Raw genomic sequence first — 19,826 nt, 5'->3', positions numbered from 1 at the left:
TACTGTCAGGAGGCTTCTGCGTGGCGCCTGCGGGCGGGCCCGCCGAGCGCGTATCCGCTGTAGCCACCGCCGGCGATGGCGGTGACGCGAGCGGGGATGGCGATCCGGACCGGGCTGAAGCTGTCGGTGTTGGTACCGTCGCCGAGCTGCCCGAACCAGTTCACGCCCCAGGACCAGGCTGTGCCGTCCTCGCGCACCGCATAGCCGGTGTTGCCGCCGGCCCCGATCGTGTTCACGTCGTCCAGTCCGTCGACCTGGACGGGGGTGGTGCTGCTGGTGGTGGTGCCGTCGCCCAGCTGGCCTTCCGAGTTGTTGCCCCAGGCCCGGACGGTGCCGTCGCGGCGCAGCGCGTACGCCGATCCGGCGCCCGCGGCGATGGCGGTGGCCTCGTCCAACCCACCGACCTGGACAGCAACGTTGCTTTCCGTGGTGGTTCCGTTGCCCAGCTGACCCACCCCGTTCGCTCCCCAGGCCCAGACGGTGCCGTCGCGGCGCAGCGCGTATCCCGTGCCGTCGCCCGCGGCGACAGCGGTGGCGTCGTCAAGACCGGCGACCTGGACGGGTGTGCCGCTGTCGGTGTCGGTGCCGTTGCCAAGCTGACCGGTCCAGCCCGCGCCCCAGGCCCAGACCGTGCCGTCCCGGCGCAACGCGTACCCCGCGTTCTGGCCTGCGGCGATGGCGGTGACGTCGGCCAGCCCGCCGACCTGGACAGGAAAGTCTCTGTCGGTGGTGGTGCCGTCGCCGAGCTGCCCGGCCGAGTTGGCGCCCCAGGCCCAGACGGTGCCGTCGCGGCGCAGCGCGTACCCGGCGGTGGCGCCCGCGGCGACGGCGGTGACCCCGTCCAGCACGCCGACCCGGACAGGCACGTTGTTGTCGGTGGTGCTGCCGTCGCCGAGCTGCCCGGCCGAGTTGGCGCCCCAGGCCCAGACGGTGCCGTCGCGGCGCAGCGCGTACCCGGTGACGCCACCACCCGCCACCGCGGTGACGCTGTCGATACCGGTGACCGGGAGGGGGCGGTTGCTGTCGGTCTGCGTGCCGTCGCCGAGCTGCCCCTCCACGTTCCACCCCCAGGACCAGGCGACCCCGGTGGCCGGCGGCGCGCCGTGCCGGCCTGCTGCCGCCGGCTTCGCGGCGGACCAGTCGGCCGTTCCCGTCGCGAATGCCGCGGCGGGCGTCAGGGATATCAGGGAGAACGCGGCTGCGAACACAGCCGCGCCCGGCACAGATTTCCGCTTTCCTGATTGCCATCTTATTTTCCGTATGTCGGACATCGTTGTCCTCCCGCTGAAAGGGTAGTCAACTTTTCCGGCACAGGGTAATGGCTAGACCGTCTTTCAGCGCGGTTTCCGGGCGTGTTGCGATGAGGCCGGACGCTTCGCTTTCGACCGCGGGAGCGGCGTATGGCCCTACCGCCGCCGCCGCGCCGCTCCTCGTTGACCGAAGATCAGGAGAACGGCCGGCGGTCCCGCCGCCAGACGGCCCCACAAGCCGTCGCCACCTGCACAAAGACACTCTCGATGGCATCACGCGACACTCTCCGCCAGCCCACGAACGGGCTTTTCGACCGTCCTCACGACAGGCATCGAAGGAACTTGGCACCGATGAACTCCAGCCCCGACCAGCACGGTCGGAAGGCGGCTTCACCCCAGCAGTTCCGCAAACGGCCCGAGCGAGGCGGCCGCCATCGCCGTCATCGAAGCCCTCGGCGCCTTGCCGAAAAACTCCCGAGAGTTTGCGGCGGTCGACGGGTCCTGCACACGACCATGGACGGGAGAGCGGCCTCCGCGGTTGTTCTGCAGGGTTCGGCGTCCCTTCTACTCCTCCCGGACGGGCAGATGGCGCCGTTCCCCTGCACACCGGCTCGCAGAGGGTGGGCGGCCTGGGCGTGCCTGGCCGGTAGCGTGGAGATCCACCCATGAAGGAGACACGCATGCCGACAGCGGAGCCCGCCGTGGGCGGGGGCGTCACCGGCGACGCGGGCAGCACCGGCGGTACCGGCGCGGGCGGGGTCGGCGTCGTGGGGCAGCGGATGCGGGTGCCGAAGATGGCCGAGCTGGTCTCGGCCGACCTGCGCCAGCGCATCGTGCGCGGCGAACTGGTCGAGGGGCAGGCGCTGCCGACGGAGGCGCTGCTCGTCGCGCAGTACGGGGTGTCCCGGCCGACGCTGCGGGAGGCGCTGCGCATTCTGGAGGCGGAGTCGCTGATCACCGTGCGCCGCGGCGCGGGCGGCGGGGCGCGGGTGCAGACGCCGAGCCCCCAGGTCGCGGCCCGCTACGCGGGGCTGGTGCTGGAGCATGGCGGCACGACGGTCGCCGACGTGTGGGAGGCGCGGCTGTATCTGGAGCCGCCGGTCGCGGGGCTGCTGGCCCGCCGGCGTACCCGCGCCGACCTGGGCCTGCTGCGCGCGGCGGTGGAGCGCCACGGCGCCGATCCGGCCGAGACGGTCCGGCTGCACAACGACTTCCACGCCCTCGTCGTCCGGCTGGCCGGCAACGAAACCCTCGAGCTGCTCATCGGCATGCTCAGGGAGATCGTCGACCGCGCCACCCTGGCCGCGGTCGAGAGCGACCTCGGGACGTCGGTGCAGGCCGAGACCGAGCGGGCGACCGTCCGGGCGCATCACGCCCTGGTCGATCTGGTCGAGCAACGGGACGCCGCCGGTGCGCAGGCACTGTGGCGGCGTCATCTGCGGGCCGGTGCCGCCTACCTCGACGGGGGCGGACGCAACGCCGCCACTCTGGACCTGCTCGCCTGAGGGCGTGAACCGCGGGTCACGCGGCCCACGCCCTCGGCGAGGCGATCAGCTCACGAGCGATCAGCTCACGAGCGGGTCAGTTCGTCGCGAACGGGTTAGTTCGCGCCGAGCTTGTAGATTCCGGTCGCGTCGATGGTGCGGAAGTTCGACAGCGTGCCGGTCTTGGACGCGTCGGCGACGAATCCGGTGGTCGAGCAGATGTTCGCCGACACCGGGCTCGCCTTGCCGTTGCACTGGAAGGTCGCCCCGCCACCGATCGGGTAGGGGGTGGCCGGCGCCGTCTTGATCGCCGTCGTGACCGCGGCCGGCGTCACGTCGGTGCCCGGGACGGCGTTGACCGCGCGGATCAGGCCGAGCATGCCCTGGTAGCCGCTGACGGTGTAGGCGTCGACGGTCTTCAGGCCCTTGCCGTAGGCGTCGATCACGGCCGAGTACAGCTTGTACTCGGCGGTGGTCGGGTCCTGGTTGGCCTGACCCATGATCTTCACACCTTCGAAGCCGCCGGGGATCGAGGCGCCCTTGTCGGTGCCGACGCAGCGGTCCAGCGCGGTGATCGTGGCCTTGATGCCGAGGGCCTTGATCGCCTTGATCGCGCTGGCGCAGAAGGTCGGGTCACCCGTGATGTGGTACAGCGCGGGCTTGTCCTTCTGCGCGGTCTGGATCTGCGGGGTCATGTCGGCGGTACCCGGCGGGATCGCGATGACCGTGGCCTTGCTTCCCGCGTTGTTGAAGAAGATCGGCGAGAGCGCCTTGGCCGGACCGCTGGCCGCGGGCACGTCGATGACGAGCACGACGGCCGGGGACAGCTTGGCCTCACGCGCGTACGCCGCCGCCGTGCCGAACGGCCCGAGCGGGTTGCCCAGCAGGAACACGTTCTTGGTCGTCAGGGCGGTCTGCGTCGCGACCAGGTTCAGCACCGACGGGATCCCGGCCGGAGAAACGATCTTGATCCAGGGGTCGGCCTGCCCCGGGCTGCCGCCGGCCACCGCGGCGACCTTTTCGCGGACGAACGTGTTGCCACACGCCTGCGCGTCCGCGGGGACGGATTTGTCCTCACAGCTGACGATCTGGATCGGGTGCCCGCGCAGCCCACCGAGGTGGGCGTTGGCGTAGTCGGCGGCGGCCTGCGCCGACTTCTCCTCCGCCGAGGCGTCCACGGCCTGGGTGTGGCCGGTGCCGATCCAGCCGATCTTCACCGGGGTGCCGGTGGCGGCCTTCGCCGGGCCGAGCAGCGCCGAGTCGGCCTTCGCCGTCCCGCCGCTGCTGCCACCGCCGCTGCTGCCACCACAGGCGGCGGCCACCAGCGAGGTGGCGAGCAGGACGCCGGTCAGCGCGGTGCGGGTACGCGGCCGCGCGGCCAGCCGGCCGGCCGTCGTGAAACGAAGCGGTAACAAGCGCACGGTGGTGCTCCTTAGTCATCTCATCACCTACATGGACGCGCGGTCCGTGGACCGGACAGCCCATGGACCGCGCGCGGATGGTGCGTGGTGCGGGCCAGAAAGAATGTGGGATCAGGCGGAGGCGCCCGCCTCGGCTCCCAGGTAGGCGGCCTCGAGACCGGCCCGGTCATGGGCCAGGTCGGCGGCCGGGCCGCTGCGGACGACCTCGCCGTGCACGAGCACGACCGCCTGGTCGGCGACCTCCAGCGCGAGCTGGACGTGCTGCTCGACGAGGATGACGACGGCCCCGGTCTCGTCGGCGATCCGGCGGACCACGGGCAGCAGGCCCTCGACGATCACCGGCGCGAGACCCATGCTCATCTCGTCGATGAGCAGCACCCGCGGCTTCTGCACGAGCGCGCGGGCGACGGCGAGCATCTGCTGCTCCCCGCCGGAGAGCGCACCCGCCGCCACATTGAGCCGCTTGCCCAGGCTCGGGAACAGCTCGACGACGTCGTCGAGACTGTATCCCCCGGAACGCCGGGCGACGACGAGGTTCTCCCGGACGTCGAGATCGGGGAACAGCGCCCGATCGTCGGGGACGAGCACGATGCCGGCCCGGTTCGCCGCCGCCGGCCGTCCCCCCGGCACCGGCGAGCCGTCCACCAGCACCTCGCCGCCCAGCCGCGGCAGCAGCCCGGCGAGGGTCATCATCATCGTGGTCTTGCCGGAGCCGTTCGGGCCGAGAACGCCGAGCACCGTGCCGCTGTCCGCGGTCAGGTCCAACGACCGGACGACCCGCACGGCACCGTAGCCGGCCTCCAGCCCGCGCACGGCCAGCAGCGGCGTGGCGGCGCCCGTCCCGGCCCCGCCGACCGCCGGCGCGGCGGTACCCACGGCCGGCTCCTTCACGACCGCCGGCTCGCTCACCGCAGCCGGCTCCTTCACCGCAGCCGGCTCGCTCACCGCAGCCGGCTCCTTCTCTGCGGCGGGCTCCTTCACTGCGGCGGGCTCGCTGGCCGCGGCCGGCTCGGCAGCCGCCGTCGGCACGGCAGTCGGCTCCTCCGCCGGAGTTGGTTCGGCCGTGTCGGCCGGCTTCGCAGTATCGGCCGGCTTCGCAGTATCGGCCGGCTTCGCAGTATCGGCCGGCTTCGCAGTATCGGCCGGCTTCGCAGTATCGGCCGGCTTCGCCGCCACCGTGTCCGTCGTCCCGGACGGCTTTTCGGCGGTCGCTTCACTGGTCGCGGTCGGCTCGCTGATCGCGGTCGGCTCGCTGGTCGCGGTGGGCTCGTTCGTCACGGTCGGCTCGCTGGTCGCGGTGGGCTCGTTCGCGGTCGGCTCGTTCGTCGCGGTCATGCCGACACCTCCTCCGCGTGGGTGCTACCGAGGTAGGCCTCGGCGACGGCGGGATGACTACGGATCTCCGCCGGGGTGCCGTGCGCGATCACCTTGCCGAAGTTGAGCACGTGGATCTCGTCGCAGAGGCTGAGCACGAGGCTCATGTCGTGTTCGACCATGAGGATCGTGACGCCGGCGGCGCGGATGTCGCGCAGCCGCTGGCCGAGCCAGTGGCTCTCGACCGTGTCGAGCCCACCCGCGGGTTCGTCGAGCAGCAGCACCCGTGGCCGCCCGACCAGGGCCCGGGCGATGGAGACGAGCTGGCGCTGGCCCTGGGAGAGCTCACCGGCGGGACGGTCGGCCACCGCGGTGAGTCGCAGCAGGGTGAGGGTCGCCGCAACCTCCTCGGAACGGGAACTGCCGGCCTGGCGCCGCGAGGCGCCCGCGGTCAGCCCGACGCTGACGTTCTCCCGGACGCTGAGGTCCTCGTAGAGCTCGATCGCCTGGAAGGTCCGGCCGAGCCCGGCGCGGACCCGCTCGTGCGGGCGCAGCGTCGACACGTCCTGGTCGCCGAGCGCCACGCTGCCGGTGGCCCGCGCGAATCCGCTGATCGCGTCGATCGCCGTCGTCTTGCCGGCTCCGTTCGGGCCGATGAGGCCGACGATCCGCCCCGGCGGCACGGCCAGGGACAGGCTGTCGACGGCGAGCACACCGCCGTAGCGGACGGTGAGGTCGCGCACGGTCAACAGGGGCCCGCCGTCGTCGTCGAAGGTGACCGCCGACGCGGCGGTCGCCGCCTCGGCGTCGGCGACGATCTCGCCGGCCTGGGCGACCACGGCGTCCTCGGGTGCGACGAGCGCGTCCGAGCGGGTGGTCGCGGACCGCGAGCGGCGACGTTCGATCAGCTGGTGGGCCGGGCCGACGACGCCCTCGGGGTTGAACACGACGGTGAGGATCAGCAGCAGCGCCGCCACCGCCTCGTACCAGACGCCGGTGGAGACGACCTTGTCGACGAGCGCGTAGAGCAGCCCGTTGACGACGGTGACCCCGGCGAGCAGGCCGCCGGAGACCGAGGTCGTGCCCGCCAGGTAGACCGTGCCGAAGAAGGTCAGCCCGACGATGGCGGTGAACGGGTCGTTGGTGACGTTGCCGAACTTGTAGGCCAGCAGCGCCCCGCCGATACCGGCGATGAACGCCCCCAGCGCGAACGCGGCGAGCTTGACCCGCACCACGTTGACGCCGGCCGCCGCGGCGGAACGCTCGTTGGCGCGCACGGCGAGCATCTGTGAACCCAGCGTGCTGGTGCGCAGCCAGGCCACGCCGAGCCCGACGACCACGAGCACGAGCAGGCAGACCACCCCGAACGTCACCCGGGGGAAGTCCGAGCCGCTGCCGACGCCGAGGTTCCACCCGAAGATCTCCGGGTTGGGCACCGCCGCGCCGGACGAGCCGACGAAGTCGAGGTTGCGGAACCACAGCGCCTCCAGCGCGAACGCCAGCGCGAAGGTCACCACGGCGACCGTCAGCCCGCGGATGCGCAGCGCGGGCAGGCCGATCACCACGCCGACGACGGTGGCGCCGAGCGCGGCGACGATCGGCGCGAAGGGGAAGGCGATGTGCAGGTGCTCGGAGATCGGCCCGACCAGGAACGCCGCGACCCCGGCGAGGGGGAGCTGGGCGAACGACACCTGCCCGGCGTAGCCGGTGACGACCACGACCGACAGCGCGATGACGGCGTAGACGAACGTGGAGATCAGTCCGTCCCGCAGGTCGCCGGTGAACGCGATGAGGCCCACGACACCGAGAACGGTCGGAACCACGGTCGGCAGCACGACGTTGTGCGGTCGAGGGGCACGGCCGAGGTTGCGGGTGATGACCGCTCCGCGGCCGGGCAGCGGCTGGGCGCGCACGACGAGGACGATGAGGATCAGAACGAGCGGGACGAGCTCCGGCAGGCCGGACGACGGCAGCCAGTCGTAGTTGTTCTGCAGGTACTGCGCCTCGGACTGCAGGGCACCGATGACAATGCCGGCGACCGCCGCCCACAGGACGTACTGGAACCGGCCCATGATCGCCGCCGCCAGGGCGGGGACGATGAACAGCGTGTAGGAGACGGGGATGAGCGGGACGATCGGCGCGATGAGAATGCCGACCAGCCCGGCCGCCGCCGAGGAGATCATCCAGTTGCCGGCGGCGATCCGGTCCGGGGAGATGCCGCTGACGTACGCGCCCTTCTCGCTCGACGCCGTCGCGCGGGTGGCGAGGCCGAAGCGGGTGCGGGCGAACACGAGCGAGATCGCGGCGGCGAGCGCCAGCACGGTGATCGCCAGGTAGACCCGGTCGCTCGGGACGTTGATCGAGCCGGCCTTCCACAGGTCGGTCGGGAAGATCGGGTCGACCGCGACGGCGGTCGTGCCCATCCGCGCGGCGATCAGTGCGGTGATCGCCAGCGAGACGCCGAGCGAGGCGACCGCCTTCGCGACCGGCGGGGCGTTGCGCAGCGGCCGGAAGATCACCAGATGCAGCCCGAGGCCGAGCAGCGCGGAGAGCACCACCGCGATCGGCAACGCCGCACCCATCGGTAGATCGCCACCGATGTCGATGGTCGTGGGCGTGCCGGGGATCAGGTTGATCAGTTCACCGGAGCGCAGGTAGGCATAGACGTAGGCGGCGAGCAGCGCGATGCTGCCCGTCGCGAAGTTGATGATCCCCGAGCTTCGGTAGGTGATGGTGAGCGCGAGCGCGAGCGCACCGAACACCGCACCGTTGCCGAGGCCGAGGAGCAGGAAAACAATATGTTGACTCAAAAGTCACTCCGCAGGATCGTCCCAGAGCGGGAGGGGCGCTCAGGCCTGCGCAGGTCGCGGAGCACCGCGCCTCGACAGGACCTCGGGGCGCGTGACGGATCTCGCCGGCCCCCCGATTGAGTTAAACTCATTGGATTCTTGTGTCTTACTTCACAGCCTGTCAAGCGATGCCGTGACCTGCGGCGGAACGGGCGGCAAACGGCCGGTTCGCGGCCCGCCGGGGGACCCTCTCCGCACCCGGCGTCACGCTGCGTTCACGGGCCGGCGGGCCGGCGGGCCGATCAGAAGGCCGAGCGGTGGTGGCCCCCGTCGACGGCGATGTAGTGCCCGGTCAGGTAGCCGGCCTGGCGCGAGCACAGGTAGACGATCGACGAGGCGATCTCCTCGGGCTCACCGAGCCGGGCCGCCGGCACCCCCGCGGTCTCGATCATCCACTCGCGCCGCGCGTCCGGCTCGGTCAGGCCCTCGTGGGTCGACAGGTACCAGTTCGTCGTCTTCGTCGCGATCCAGCCCGGGGCGATCGTGTTGATGGTGATGCCGTGGCGGGCGTACTCGTCGGCGACGCTCTTGAGCAGGCCGACGGTGGACGGCCGGGTGGCGTTGGCCACCGTGTGCGGAGGCTTGCTCTGCGGCTCCTTGGCGGTCGCCGAGCCGATGTGGACGTAGCGCCCGAACCCGGCCTCCTGCATCCCCGGCAGGACCGCGTGCAGCATGTGCACCTGGCTGAGGGTGTAGGTCCGGTAGGAGTCGACGTAGTCCTCCGCCCGGGTGATCTCGGCGAAGAAGCCGCGCACGTGGAAGTCGGCCTGGGTGACCACGATGAGCGGCGGCCCGAGCCGGTCGGTGACCTCGGCGACGGCCGAGGTGATGCCCTCGGCGGTGCTCATGTCCGCCGACACCCCGACCGCCTCGCCGCCGGCCTGCGCGATGGAGGCGACGGCGGAGTCGATGTGACGCTGCGTGCGGGCGACGACGGCGACGCGGCTGCCCTCGGCCGCGAGCATCCTCGCCACCTCGAGCCCGATCCCCTTGCTGCCGCCGACGACGAGCGCCACCCGGTCACGAATGCCAAGGTCCACTGTTCTGCCTCTCCCACCGGGACGGATCCACCCTGCTGCCATGCCCCCGCGCACCGGCCGGGAACGGCGTTCCCATCCTGGCACATGCGCCGACGGGACGCCCGCAACGGTGATCACAACCGCTCATTGACAACCCAACGTGACCTAAGCCACAATCGCGGCCGGACGTCAGCCGACCGCCGGCCGGACGACGTCCGGATGCCGCACACGATCCCGCGGAGGAGGCCGTCCTCCCGCGGGTCTGACGATCTCGACCGAGCGGCCGACGGACTCGACGGCTCGTCGCCCGTCGCGGGGCTCCGCTCTCGCACCACCCGGGTCGACCCCGGGCACTTCCCGAACACCACGAGGAGTTCCAGCGTGCATATCTCCAGCTCGCGATTACCGCTTCGGCGCGCGTGTCCGACCCGCTCCCGCGGGCACCTGTCCCGATCCGGCGGGCGCGCCCGCGCCGGCCTGTCGGCCGTGGCGCTCGCCGTGGCGGTCGCCACCGGCGTGGCCGCCTGCGGCGGCAGCAGCGGCGGTGGCGCCGGCAGCACGGGCGGGGCCGCGAAGTCGGACAGCAGCCTGCTCGGTCCCGCCAAGGCCGCCACCGGCACGCCGGTGAAGGTCGGCTGGGTCAGCACCGGCCGCACGCAGGCCGTCGACACCTCCGGCGAGATCCGGGCCGCCCAGGCCGTCGTCGACTACGCCAACGCCCACCTCGGCGGCCTGCACGGTCACAAGATCGAGCTCGTCCCCTGCGAGGACAAGTCCATCCCGGCCAGCGCGCAGGCCTGCGGAAACCAGTTCCTGCGGGAGAAGGTCTCCGTGGTCGCGGCCGGCAGCCCCGGGCAGACCGACCCCTGGCTGAAGATCGTCGCGCCGGCGGGCATCCCGGTGGCCCTCAACCTCGTCGCGACCCAGGCCAGCCTGTCGACGAAGGACACGTTCATCTGGGGCAACCCCCTGGGCTCCTTCGGTACGCCCGCGGCCTTCGCCCGGGACAAGAAGCTGACCAGCGCCGCGGTGTTCGTCATCGACGTGCCCGCGGCCAGCGAGCCGGCCAAGCAGCTCATCCCGCCGTTCTTCGCCAACGCCGGGACCAAGGCCGAGGTCATCGCGATCCCGCCGGGCACCGCCGACATGACCCCGCAGGTCCAGACCGCGCAGAAGAACAAGCCGGCGATGTACCACGTCATCGGTGACCCGACGTTCTGCGCCAGCGCCATCAAGGCGATCAAGGCCCTCGGCATCACCGCCCCGATCACCGCGCTGGACCGCTGCATCGGCGCCGACCACGGCGCGTCGATCCCCGGCGGCTTCTCCGGCGTCAACATCATCGCGCAGGCCAACGTCGACCCGTCCACGCCCGAGTTCAAGCTGTTCGACGCCGTGCTCAAGGCCTACGGCAAGGGCCTGAAGTTCGACGCGATCAGCATGAGCGGTTACCAGGGCATGCTCGGCCTGGTGCGCGGCGTGAACTCCGTGCCCGGCACGGACGCCAGCCCCGCCGCCATCGCCACGGCGCTGCACACCATGCCGCCCACCACGTACCCGCTCGGCGGCGGCGCGACCTTCCAGTGCAACGGCAAGGCGAACTCGGTCTCGCCGAACATCTGCTCCACCACCGGGTTCATCGCGGACTCCGACAAGGAGGGCACGCTGACGAACTTCCGTTCCCTCGACACCACCGGGATCTTCAAGCTCGGCGCGAGCTGACGGTTCCGCCTGCCCTCGCGGGCGGCACACGCAGACGGGCGCCCCGGGGCCACTGGCTCCGGGGCGCCCCTGCGTGCGCCCGGCTACCGCGAGGCGGCGGGCTGGGCCAGTCCGACGAGGTCCAGGACCAGCTCCGCGTAGGCGGCGACCTCGTCGGCGTCGGGCTGGTGATCAAGGGCGATCCAGGCTGCCTGGCGGCTCATGACCAGTTCGAACGCGGCGTCGGCGAGCAGTTCCGCCCGCGGCAGCGCGGCGCGGCGCAACGTGCGGGTCAGGGGCTGGCGCAGCGGGAGAGTGAGCGTCGCCTCGGCCTGCGGGAAGCGGTGCAGCAGACGGTAGCGGTCCAGGGCGAGGGCGCGGATCGCCCGCGCCGCCTCGCCCCGGGCCAGCGACAGCAGCGCCACCGCCCAGGTGCGTACCGCCTCGACGGGCGCTTCGGCGGCGGCGACACGGCGCTCCACCACCACGGCCGTGCGCCGCGTCGCCTCCTCGACCACGGCGAGGGTCAGCCCGTCCTTCGACCCGAACACCCGGTAGAAGGCGGCGTTGTGCCGCCCGGCGCGCGCCACGATCCGGCTCACCTGCAGGTCCACCGTGTCCGTCGCGGCGAGCAGGTCCAGCGCCGCGGCGATGAACGCCGCGCGCTCGCGCGCCAGGGCGGCGGGATCGTCGAGGTAGCGCAGCGGACTCGCCATCGGCGCTCCCTTCGTCGGCGCACAGCAGATCCCTGGGCGCGCGCCGGCGGCCGGCCACGGCCCGTGGAACATCATTCTACGGTGGGTGGACGGCGGCGCGATGACGTGCCCGTGAGGCGGACGGGCGGAGAGACATCACGGTAGTTGACGCCACCGCCAACGGAGGGCCCCGGCGGACCGCCGGAACGCCCGGCGGACCGCGATGGCGCGCAGCTCCCTCGCGTGCGCGAGGCATCTGCCCAGTCTGCACGGCACGTCGACACTCGGCTGCACTACGCAGTCGCCTGACGGGCGGACAGCGATCAGGTGACGAATGCGTCAACATTGGGTACGCTGCCTCGCGCCCAACCGCAACACCGACGAGGGAGCGCGTCTCATGCCGCTGCAGGATCATCATCAGATCGTCTCGGTGGACGACCACCTCATCGAACATCCCCGCGTCTGGCAGGATCGGCTACCGGCGGCGCTGCGCGAGCAGGGCCCGCGCATCGTCGAGCTGAACGGCAAGCACGTCTGGCACTACGACGGTTCGGTCTTCCCGACCGTCGGCCTCAACGCGGTCGCCGGCCGCCCGCCGCAGGAGTGGGGCATCGACCCGGTCCGCTACGAGGAGATGATCCCCGGCTGTTACGACCCGGTCGCCCGGGTCAAGGACATGGACCTCGACGGCATCCAGGCCGCCCTGTGCTTCCCGTCCTTCCCCGGCTTCGGCGGCGGCGTGTTCCAGCGCGCGCCCGACAAGGACCTCGCGCTGCTGTGCGTGCAGGCGTGGAACGACTTCCACATCGACGAGTGGTGCGCGGCCGCGCCGGACCGCTTCATCCCGCTCGCCCTGATCCCCACCTGGGACCCGCAGCTCGCCGCGGCGGAGATCCGTCGCACCGCCGCCAAGGGCGCCCGGACCATCTCCTTCCCCGACAGCCCCGTGCCGCTGGGGCTGCCCTCGTTCCACAACGCCGCCTGGGAGCCCGTGTGGGAGGCCTGCGAGGAGACCGACATGGTCATCTCGCTGCACTTCGGTTCGGGCAGCTACGTGCCCGGCTTCTCCTTCGCCGCCACCCGCGCCATTCCCGGTGAGGTCGTCCTCCCCGACGCCCCGTTCGCCGTGGCGATCACCATCTTCTCGACCAACCTCATGTGGTCGGCCACCGACCTGCTGTTCTCCGGGATCCTCCAGAAGCACCCGAAGCTGCAGTTCTCCCTGGCCGAGGGCGGCATCGGCTGGATTCCCTACATCCTCGAGCGCGCCGACTTCGTCTGGGAGCGCCACCGCTACTACCAGCCGATCGACTTCGACGCCCGCCCCTCCGACCTGTTCCGCAAGCACTTCTGGGGCTGCTTCATCGACGACGAGTTCGGCCTGGAGAACCGGCACAAGGTCGGCATCGACCGGATCATGCTGGAGATCGACTACCCGCACTCCGACTCGAACTGGCCGAACAGCCGCAAGCGCGCCGCCGAGGTCCTCGCGAACGTCCCCGACGACGAGGTCGTGAAGATCACCGAGACCAACGCCCGCACGATGCTCCACTTCCCCCGCACCTCCTGAACCGGCCCAGCACCTGAACCGACCCAGCACCTGAACCGGCTCAGCACCTGAACCGGCCGGGCCCTGGCCGGCCGGTCAGGGCGCGTCGGTGGTCGCGGCGCCGGGGTAGAGCGCGGAGGTCAGCAGCTCGGACTCGGCGTCGCGCCACCGCGTCCAGGACCGCTCGTCGTCGAAGTCGAGGCCCAGGGCGTGTTCCAGCATCGGGCCGAGCAGGACCGGGGCGAAGCCGAGGATGAACAGCATCGCCGCCTCGGCACGCAGGTCCGTCGACGGTCGGGCCTTGCCCATGCGTTCGCGGTGGGCGAGTTCCTCCGCGGAGAGGTCCACCGCGCGGCGGAACCAGTCCAGGCCGTCGGGCTGGCCGTCGAGCAGCATCCGGCGGACGTAGGCGCCGAGCAGCGGCACCTCGGCGACCATGCGCTCGAAGCGGACGAGCCGGCGCTGCAGCGCCTGCGCCGGGTCGCCGCCGCGGTCGGGCTCGCGGGTGTTGCGGTGCAGGTACTCCACGATCCACGTCGAGATCGCGTCGATGACCCCCTGCTTCGACCCGAAGTGGTGGATCACCAGGGCCGGTGAGACGCCCGCGCGCTGGGCGATCCCGCGCACGGTCGTCGAGTGCACGCCCCGCTCGGCGACCAGGGCGAAGGCGGCCGCCCGGATGCGCGCCTTCGCGGTGAGATCCTCCGGCCCGGTCAGCTGCGTCGACATGTACCCATCCCCCTCGCTGCCTGCGCCCGCCCCACTGAACAGATGTTCAGCATAGGAGCCGCGCCGACGAAAGGAACCCCCGAGGTGACCGACACCGGTGCGGCGGCACAGAACACGGCGGCACAGAACACGGCGGCACAGAACACGGTGGCACGGAACGCGGTGGCACGGAACAAGGCGGCGGTGCGGGCGTTCTTCGACCGGATGAACGCCGGCGACGTGGCCGGCGCCTTCGACCTGCTCACCGACGACGCCGCCTGGTTCAGCCTGTCGACGCGACGGTTCTCCGACCGTGACCAGATGCGCGCGTCGATCGACTGGGTCAACACCGAGCTGCTGCGGGCGCCGATCCAGCAGACCATCACGACGCTCACCGCCGAGGACGACCGCGTCGCCGCCCTCACGGAGGGCCACGCGGTCACCGTCGCCGGCAGGCACTACGACCAGGCGTACCACTTCCTGTTCGAGTTCTCGGGCGAGCGCATCAGCCGGCTGTGGGAGTTCAACGACACCTACCACTCCCGGACCGTCTTCGCGCTGAGCGAGGCCGGCGACCTGCCGCGGACCGATCCCGCCTGACGCCGCCCAGCTCAACGATCATGGTGTTCCGCGGAACCGCGCCACGGTCGTCACGCCAGCGCCGCCGGGCCTCCCCAGGGCTGGATCACGGCGCGGCGTGCTCCCGGACGGCCCCCGCGGCGAGGAGCTCGGCGATGCGGTCGTCGGAGTAGCCCAGACCCGCGAGGATGCGGCGGGTGTCCGCCCCCGGGGGCGGCGCCGCCGCGGTGATCTCGACCGGGTTGCCGGACCAGTCGGCGTAGCGGCGCACGACCGTGCACGGCCCGAGGTCCGGCTCGTCGATGCGGGTGAGGATGCCCGCCGCGGCGAACCAGGGATCGGTCAGGAACCCGCCGCGGTCGAGGACGGGCGCGGCCGGCACGCCCGCGGCGGCAAGCAGGCCGGCGGCCTCGGCGCCGGTCAGGCCGGCGAGCGCCGCGGTGATCCGCTCGGCCGCCGGGCCCCGGGCCGGCGCCCGCAGCAGCGCCACGGCGTCGACCTCCGATCCCCCGCCGAGCCCCGGTCCCCCGCCAGGCTCCGAACCCTCGCCGAACGCGGCCACGAGGGCGGCGGCGTGCTCGGGGGTCGTGGCGGCGACGGCGACCCAGCCCTCCTTGCACGGGTACAGCCGGTGCACCGCGGTGTCGCCGACGTACTCGTGGCCGCCCACCGCCGGCGCGGGCCGCCCGGCGTGGTGGACGAACTCCCCGGCCTGCATCATCACCGAGGAGTTCACCATCGTGGTGACGACCTCCTGGCCGAGCCCGTCGCGCCGGCGGGCGTACAGCGCGGCGAGGATGCCGAAGGCGACGAGCGACCCGGTGCCGATGTCGTGCACGAGCATGGCGCTCTGGCAGGGTGCGCCGGCGCCGCCCTGGGCGGTGATGAGCCCGGAGCGGGCCTGCAGCAGCGGGTCGAACGCGGGGGTGGCGCTCAGCGGGTTGCCGGTGCCCCAGGCGGTGACCGTGCCGCGCACGAGCCGCGGGTTGATCGCGGCGAGGGTGGCGTAGTCGGTGCCGATGCGCTCGCGCACGCCGGGGCGGACGTTGTCGAGCAGGACGTCGGCGCTGCGCACCAGGTCGTGGAACGTCTCCCGACCCTCGGGGGTCTTCAGGTCGACCACGATGTCGGCCTGGCCCTTGTGGAAGGCGAGGAAGGAGACGGTGTAGATCCGGTAGGGATCGCCGCCGGGCCCCTCCACCTTGATGACCTCGGCGCCGTAGTCGGCGAGCAGCGTCGAGCCGAACGGCCCGGCGACGAAGCTGCCCAGGTCGAGCACCCGCAGCCCGGCCAGCGGCGCCGCCGGCTCCCCCGTTGGCTCCCCCGCCGGCTCCCCCGCCGCCGCGGCGGGGCGCGGATCGGTCCAGACCGCTGCGGCGTCGACGAACGCCTGCGTGCTCGGCAGGTGGAAGAACGTCCCCGGGGTGCGGCTCAGCCGGACCGGATCACCGGGGATCTCCACCGGGCCGAGCTCGGGATGGACGTGCACCCGGCGCATCCCGTTCGACGCGACGACCTCGCCCGCCCACCACTCGTCGCGGGTCTGCGCCGGGGCGTTGGGCACCCCGGCGTCGGTCAGCAGCCGCTCCCAGTGGGCCAGCGGCCGCTCGGCGAAGCGCGCCGCCAGCCGTGCGACGACCGGGGCGCCGACGCCGGGACGCAGCATGTTCAGCATCGAGCCGTCCACGCCCGGCATGGTCAGCACCTCGAACAGGTCGAGCACGTCGAGCGCGGTGAGAAACAGCGGCTCGGTGAGGGCGCCGAGGTAGAGCCAGCGGTCGTCGGAGCAGCGGTAGAGCCGGTAGTTCGGCGACGAGCCGCCGCCCCCCGGCTGGCTCGCGCGGATGATCCCCTCGGCGTCGGTGAGGCTCGCGGCCTGCATCGCCGCCGTCGCGTGCAGCCCGCTGACCAGCACCGCCCGCCCACGGCCGGCACTCCCGCGACCGGCACCCCCGCCGCCGGCACCGTCGCGGCCCAGCAGGGCGGCCGCGACCGCGGTCGCGCCGAGGATGGCCTGGCCGTAGGCGGCGATCGGGGTGACCAGCGCGAGCGGGTGACCGTCGTAGGAGCCGTGCTCGCCCGAGGCGCTGGACACCGCGTCGGCGAGCAGCGGGTCGGCCGGCAGCCGGCCCCACGGCGCCGCCGGGGCGAGCAGCGGCAGCCACAGGTGGATCAGGTCCGGATGCGCGGCGCGCACACCGTCCGGGTCGAGGCCGTCGCGGTCGAGTTCGTCGGGGGTGTCGTCGACGACGAGCACGTCGGCGGCGGCGAGCAGGCGGCGAAGCTGCGCCGCCCCGGCGGGCGCCGCCCGGTCGAGGGCGCACAGCCGCTTGTTGCGGTCCCAGCACAGCGCACCCGGGCCGCCGTCGAGCGGGCCGCGCCCCGGCGGGAGTAATCGCACGACGTCGGCGCCCTGGTCGGCCAGGTACATCGCGGCCATCGCGCCCGCGATCGCCCCACTCGCGTCGAGGACCCGCACGCCGTCATACGCGCCACTCATCCCATGCCCTCCTGCCCAAGTCCCCGCCGACGTCGCCCCACCCTCTCACCCTAATTCGACTATTCCTGCAGCTCAGTCAGTTCCGGTGGAGTCCAGCTTCGGCATCAGAGGGCGAGCTGGAGCTGGCGCTTGAGGACCTTGCCCATGGAGTTGCGGGGGAGCTCGGCGACGAGTTCGAGCTGCTCGGGGATCTTGTAGGGGGCGAGGCCCTCGGCGCGGCAGAACGCCACGAGCGCCGCGAGCGTCGGCGTCGGCTGGTCGGGGTCGGGCACGACGACGGCGACGGCGCGTTCCCCCGTGCGGGCGTCGGGCAGCCCGACGACGGCGACCTCGGCGACCGCCGGATGGCGCAGCACGACCGCCTCGACCTCCAGCGCCGAGATGTTCTCCGCGTTGCGGATGATGATGTCCTTCAGCCGCCCGGTCAGGTGCAGCCAGCCCTCGGCGTCGACGTAGCCGAGGTCGCCGCTGCGCAGGTAGCCTGCCTCGTCGAAGGCGTCCGCGTCGAGGGCGGGATCGGTGTAGCCGGCGAACAGCTGCGGGCCGCGCAGGCGCAGCTCGCCCTCCTCCCCGGGGGCGGCGGGCGTGTCGTCGGCGCGCACGACCCGCACGCTGACGCCCGGCGCCGGGCGGCCGGCCGTGCGTTCCATCCGGTCGTCCGGGGACCCGGGCGCGGCGTAGCCGACGACGGGATGCTCGGTGAGGCCCCAGCCGTTGCAGATCCCGGCGCCGCCGAGCTCGGCGCGGATCCGCGTGTGCAGGCCCGGCTCGTTCGGCGCCCCGCCGGAGACGCACAGCCGCAGCCGGGGAAACAGCGGCTCGTCGCCGTGGCGGCGCTGCGCGTCGAGGTAGGCGTGGAAGAACGGGGCGGCGCTGCCGAGCATCGTCACGCCGTGGCGGGCGAGCATCGCCGGGGTGGCCTCCCGGTCGAAGGTCTCCACGAGCACGCCGGAGCACCCGACCCGCGTCATGAGGCCCAGCATCCCCGGGCCGCCGATGTGCGCCAGCGGGAACGGGATGGAGGCGACGTCGGCGTCGGTGAACCCGAGCTGGTAGACCATCCCGTTGGAGCTGGCGAGCACCGACCGGTCGGTGTGCCGCACGCCCTTGGGCACGCCCGTGGTGCCCGAGGTGTAGAACACCCAGCGCACCGCGTCCCCGGCACCGTCCCCGGCCCCGGCTTCGGACAGGGGCGGGAGCACGGCCGGATCGCCCAGCGGCAGTCCGATCGCGACCCCCGCGTGCCTCGCGACCCCCGCGTGCCCTCCCCCGGCCGGCGCGGCGGGATCGCAGACGAGGACGCGGGCGTCGTGGCGGGCGGCGACCTTCTCCGCCATCGTCCGGTGGTCGAACCGGCGGAAGACCTCGGGGACGACGATCCAGCGGGCCCCGAGCTGGCCGACGACGAAGTCGACCTCGGCCTCGCGCAGGACCGGGATGAGCGGGTTCTGCACCGCGCCGAGGCGGGCCAGCGCCGACATGAGCACGGCGGCCTCGATCGTCGTCGGCAGCTGCCAGCTCACCGTCTCCCCCGGGCGCACCCCCAGCTCCCACAGCCCGGCGGCGGCCCGCTCGGCGACATCGCGGAACTGGCGGAAGGTCAGCCGCCGCCCGGCGGCGTCGACGAGCATCGCCAGCTCCGGGGTCGCCCGCGCCCGGCGCTCGATCAGCTCCCACCAGGTGACGGCGTCATTGATGACCGGAACCGGAACCGGCACGCGAAGCACCCCTCGGACTCGATGCGGCTCGGCCGGCGGAACCGACGCAAACGAGATCCCGAATGACAGAGGAATCCCGGCGCAGGATACGGAGGACACCTATTCGCCGCACGTAGAACGCTATTCTATGAACCCGCCGCAAGTATCGTCAATGACGGGACGCCCCGAAGCGGCCCGCTCACCCGACGTGCGTCACACCCGGCGGAAGACGGCGCGGGCGACGCTGACGATGCGGTCCTCTCGTCCCTCGTCGCGCAGCGTCAACTGCGTCGCGATCCGCTCGGAGCGCCCGCTGACCACCTCGGCCTCGGCCCGGAACGGCCCGGCGACGCCGGGGCGGACGAACATGACGATCCAGCTGTCGACCTGCAGCGCGTCGGTGCCGGCGTGCGCGGCGGCGGCGTCCGTCGCCGCGGCCTCAAGGACGATGTTGATGGGCCCGAGGTGCAGCGCGGCGTGCGGCGAGGACAGCTCCGGGGTGACCTCGGGCAGCCGCCAGACCCCGTCCTGCCCGCGGCGCGCCCCGAAAACCTGGTGCAGCGGCGGCAGCGACGGGGAGTCCACGACCGGGACCGGGGGGTTCGAGACCTTCTGGTAGTCCTCGGGAACGTCGCCGAGGCTCACCCCGGTCCCGCACGACACGGCGATCACCCGGCTCGGGTCGTCGGCGTCGACCGTCAGCGACCGGCTGAAGCCCATGGAGCGGCCGAGGTGGATGACGTCGCGGTGCACGGCCACACCGCGGACGTCGCGGGCGCTGTCGAGGATGTCGTAGGACATCACCACCGGTGCCGGCACGCACTGGCTGTCCAGCCAGTAGGGCTCGGGCGAGGCGATGCACAGCGGCGCCGCCATGATGCCACCGGTGGAGTTGCGCATGTCGTGGCGCAGCGGCATCGTCTCCCGCTCGACCTCGCTGTCGAGATCGGGGCTCAGCTTTCCCAGATAACGGTAGCTGAGCAGCGCCGTCCAGGCCTCCTCAAACTGCTTCCAGTGTTCTTCCGGGGTGACTTCACGAATATCCCTGACCATTCCTGGA

General features: G+C 72.5%; 14 protein-coding genes. 4 read left to right on the top strand and 10 right to left on the bottom strand.

Annotation, left to right across the window (positions count from 1 at the left end; translation table 11 throughout):
* Positions 1–5: 5 nt before the first annotated feature.
* Positions 6–1,271, bottom strand: a complete 1,266-nt coding sequence (locus FRAAL_RS15440; protein ID WP_011604676.1) for an RCC1 domain-containing protein — start codon at positions 1,269–1,271, stop codon at positions 6–8.
* A 773-nt stretch (positions 1,272–2,044) separates the two neighbouring features.
* Between FRAAL_RS15440 and FRAAL_RS35845 the strand changes: the two genes are divergently transcribed.
* On the top strand, positions 2,045–2,755 hold the full coding sequence (locus tag FRAAL_RS35845; RefSeq protein ID WP_011604674.1) for a FadR/GntR family transcriptional regulator: 711 nt from the start codon (positions 2,045–2,047) through the stop codon (positions 2,753–2,755).
* A gap of 95 nt (positions 2,756–2,850) precedes the next feature.
* Here the strand turns inward: FRAAL_RS35845 and FRAAL_RS15430 are convergent, their stop codons facing one another.
* The 4 genes from FRAAL_RS15430 to FRAAL_RS15415 form a co-directional block, all read right to left on the bottom strand.
* Entirely contained in the window at positions 2,851–4,155 is a 1,305-nt protein-coding gene (locus FRAAL_RS15430) for an ABC transporter substrate-binding protein (RefSeq protein WP_011604673.1), read from the bottom strand.
* A 111-nt stretch (positions 4,156–4,266) separates the two neighbouring features.
* Positions 4,267–5,031 carry an ABC transporter ATP-binding protein gene (locus tag FRAAL_RS36105; RefSeq protein ID WP_011604672.1) on the bottom strand — a complete coding sequence of 255 codons (765 nt, stop codon included), beginning with the start codon at positions 5,029–5,031 and terminating at the stop codon, positions 4,267–4,269.
* Between the two features lie 455 nt (positions 5,032–5,486).
* Positions 5,487–8,279 (bottom strand): branched-chain amino acid ABC transporter permease/ATP-binding protein, encoded by a 2,793-nt coding sequence (locus tag FRAAL_RS15420; protein WP_011604670.1) that lies wholly within the window; start codon positions 8,277–8,279, stop codon positions 5,487–5,489.
* A 281-nt stretch (positions 8,280–8,560) separates the two neighbouring features.
* Positions 8,561–9,358 (bottom strand): SDR family oxidoreductase, encoded by a 798-nt coding sequence (locus tag FRAAL_RS15415; RefSeq protein ID WP_041939352.1) that lies wholly within the window; start codon positions 9,356–9,358, stop codon positions 8,561–8,563.
* A gap of 360 nt (positions 9,359–9,718) precedes the next feature.
* Between FRAAL_RS15415 and FRAAL_RS15410 the strand changes: the two genes are divergently transcribed.
* Complete coding sequence (locus FRAAL_RS15410) at positions 9,719–11,059, top strand: ABC transporter substrate-binding protein (RefSeq protein ID WP_011604668.1); 1,341 nt, start codon at positions 9,719–9,721, stop codon at positions 11,057–11,059.
* Positions 11,060–11,142: 83 nt separating this feature from the next.
* Here FRAAL_RS15410 and FRAAL_RS15405 read toward each other — a convergent pair whose 3' ends face one another.
* Positions 11,143–11,754: a TetR family transcriptional regulator gene (locus tag FRAAL_RS15405; protein ID WP_011604667.1), complete on the bottom strand. Its 612-nt coding sequence runs from the start codon at positions 11,752–11,754 to the stop codon at positions 11,143–11,145.
* A gap of 376 nt (positions 11,755–12,130) precedes the next feature.
* Here FRAAL_RS15405 and FRAAL_RS15400 point away from each other — a divergent pair, with 376 nt between their 5' ends.
* Entirely contained in the window at positions 12,131–13,303 is a 1,173-nt protein-coding gene (locus FRAAL_RS15400) for an amidohydrolase family protein (RefSeq protein ID WP_011604666.1), read from the top strand.
* A gap of 75 nt (positions 13,304–13,378) precedes the next feature.
* Here FRAAL_RS15400 and FRAAL_RS15395 read toward each other — a convergent pair whose 3' ends face one another.
* Positions 13,379–14,011 carry a TetR/AcrR family transcriptional regulator gene (locus tag FRAAL_RS15395; protein WP_011604665.1) on the bottom strand — a complete coding sequence of 211 codons (633 nt, stop codon included), beginning with the start codon at positions 14,009–14,011 and terminating at the stop codon, positions 13,379–13,381.
* A gap of 84 nt (positions 14,012–14,095) precedes the next feature.
* On the opposite strand from FRAAL_RS15395, the gene FRAAL_RS15390 reads away from it, so the two are divergent.
* The gene (locus tag FRAAL_RS15390; RefSeq protein ID WP_231861012.1) at positions 14,096–14,590 is read left to right on the top strand and encodes a nuclear transport factor 2 family protein; all 495 of its coding nucleotides are present in this window, start codon (positions 14,096–14,098) and stop codon (positions 14,588–14,590) included.
* 85 nt (positions 14,591–14,675) lie between these two features.
* Here FRAAL_RS15390 and FRAAL_RS15385 read toward each other — a convergent pair whose 3' ends face one another.
* From FRAAL_RS15385 to FRAAL_RS15375, 3 genes are all read right to left on the bottom strand, one after another.
* Entirely contained in the window at positions 14,676–17,069 is a 2,394-nt protein-coding gene (locus FRAAL_RS15385; protein ID WP_011604663.1) for a CoA transferase, read from the bottom strand.
* Positions 17,070–17,173: 104 nt separating this feature from the next.
* Positions 17,174–18,787: a class I adenylate-forming enzyme family protein gene (locus tag FRAAL_RS15380; RefSeq protein ID WP_011604662.1), complete on the bottom strand. Its 1,614-nt coding sequence runs from the start codon at positions 18,785–18,787 to the stop codon at positions 17,174–17,176.
* Positions 18,788–18,979: 192 nt separating this feature from the next.
* Positions 18,980–19,819: a hotdog family protein gene (locus tag FRAAL_RS15375; RefSeq protein ID WP_011604661.1), complete on the bottom strand. Its 840-nt coding sequence runs from the start codon at positions 19,817–19,819 to the stop codon at positions 18,980–18,982.
* Between the last annotated feature and the right edge of the window lie 7 nt (positions 19,820–19,826).

The sequence above is a fragment of the Frankia alni ACN14a genome (assembly GCF_000058485.1).
Taxonomy (GTDB): Bacteria; Actinomycetota; Actinomycetes; order Frankiales; family Frankiaceae; genus Frankia; species Frankia alni.
The sequence above is the reverse complement of the archived record's forward strand: the minus strand, read 5'-3'. Positions and strand labels throughout refer to the sequence as shown.